Source organism: Streptosporangium sp. NPDC006930 (assembly GCF_040635605.1).
Lineage (GTDB): Bacteria > Actinomycetota > Actinomycetes > Streptosporangiales > Streptosporangiaceae > Streptosporangium.
This window is the reverse complement of sequence record NZ_JBEYID010000067.1, coordinates 1-1,654: the sequence shown is the minus strand read 5'-3', so window position 1 is coordinate 1,654 and position 1,654 is coordinate 1. Positions and strand designations below refer to the sequence as shown.

The following is a 1,654-nucleotide window of genomic DNA, read 5'->3' as shown; positions in this document are numbered from 1 at the left end:
ATGGGCCACGTAGAGGGGACAGGGGTCGGCCTCCGGCGGCGTGCACTTGACCAGGAAGTCCGTCTTCCCCGCGATGATCATGCGGTCAGCGATCGGGTCCTCCACGGTGCCGAGCGAGGCTCGCTCCACCCCGTGGTGGATCAGCGCCCAGGCGTCCTTGGCGTAGTACGTCTCGTCGAACACGACCGCGCGCGGCCTGCCGAGATCGACGAGGCGCAGGATCCCCCCGAACGCCGCGACCAGCAGCGGGCCCAGCCACCCCCAGAGCACGCTTCCCCTCATGGGGGGTAAGAGGCGATCCCGTATCAATCCCATTCGGGCAATTATGGTGATAAATCAGCCTCGATGGACAGCGTCATAAAGATCGCGTTTTGGGATTCCGGCCGCCTTCGCCACGTCCACGATCGCCTGCTTCCTCGACACCCCCGACTCCTGCCTGCGCGCCACCTCGCCGACCAGGTCCTCGATCACCGGCGGCAGGGCCTGCCCGGTGTATCCCGCGACGACGACCGTGATCTCCCCCTTGACGCCCCCGGCCGCCCACTCGGCCAGCTCACCGAGACCGCCTCGCCGCACCTCCTCGTACGTCTTGGTGAGCTCCCGGCAGACCGCCGCCCGGCGGTCGGCGCCGAACGCCTCCGCCATCGCCGTGAGCGCGGCGTGCAGCCGGTGCGGGGCCTCGAAGAAGACCATCGTGCGCTCCTCCTCCGCGAGGGCCGAGAGCCTGCGGGAGCGCTCACCGGACTTACGCGGCGGGAAGCCCTCGAAGCAGAAGCGGTCGCTGGGCAGGCCGGAGACGGCGAGCGCCGTGGTCACCGCGGACGGTCCCGGCAGCGAGGTGACCCTGACCCCCGCCTCGACCGCGAGGTGGGTGAGGCGGTAGCCGGGGTCGGAGACGCCGGGCATGCCCGCGTCGGTGATGATCAGCACGGTCTTGCCGTCCTGGAGGGCCTGGAGGAGCTCGGCGGCACGTCCGGCCTCGTTGGCGTCGTAGTAGGAGACGACCCGGCCGCCGATCTCCGCGCCCAGCTCCCCCGCGAGGCGGCGCAGCCTCCTGGTGTCCTCCGCCGCGACCACGTCGGCACTCTCCAGCGCGAGCCGCAGCCGGGGCGAGGCGTCGCCCGCCTGCCCGATCGGAGCTCCTGCCAGCACAAGCCTGCCGTTGTCGTTCACCGTCCCATCCTCCCGCATTTCGGATCGCCTCCCAGCCGGGGAAGAAGTTCTCGAATTGGGCATCTGACAGATTTTCTCTGGGCTGGATGGGGTGGTGTGACCGTACGATGTCGGAGTGGCCGTGACCGACTTCACTAACCAGGCGTCAGAGCAGCCCGAGCCCCAGCCGTCCGGCGGGCACGAGGGCTCGGTACGCGACCGGCTTGTGCCGCCGATGCCCGGCGGCGCCCTGTGGGGCTGGCTGGGCCCACTCCTGGTCGCGGTGTTCGGGGGGATCCTGCGCTTCACGAACCTCGGTCACCCTCGCGCAATCATGTTCGACGAGACGTACTACGCCAAGGACGCCTGGGCACTGATCAACTTCGGTGCCGAGCACAATGTCGTCAAGGACGCCGACAAGATCTTGATGGACGGCGGCACCGCGATCTGGCAGGACTGCGCGCCCACCGAGCTCGACAAGTGCGCCTCCTACGTGGTCCAC

The 1,654-nt window shown here is 69.3% G+C and carries 1 protein-coding gene and 2 pseudogenes; 1 reads left to right on the top strand and 2 read right to left on the bottom strand.

The window, feature by feature from the left end; genetic code table 11:
- Both ABZ664_RS39370 and rsmI read right to left on the bottom strand, forming a co-directional pair.
- Positions 1-282 (bottom strand): annotated as a pseudogene (locus tag ABZ664_RS39370) (phospholipid carrier-dependent glycosyltransferase); the annotation flags it as partial.
- Positions 283-336: 54 nt separating this feature from the next.
- Positions 337-1,191, bottom strand: a complete 855-nt coding sequence (rsmI, locus tag ABZ664_RS39365; protein ID WP_362522389.1) for a 16S rRNA (cytidine(1402)-2'-O)-methyltransferase — start codon at positions 1,189-1,191, stop codon at positions 337-339.
- Between the two features lie 103 nt (positions 1,192-1,294).
- Here rsmI and ABZ664_RS39360 point away from each other — a divergent pair.
- Positions 1,295-1,654, top strand: a pseudogene (locus ABZ664_RS39360) (phospholipid carrier-dependent glycosyltransferase); the annotation flags it as partial.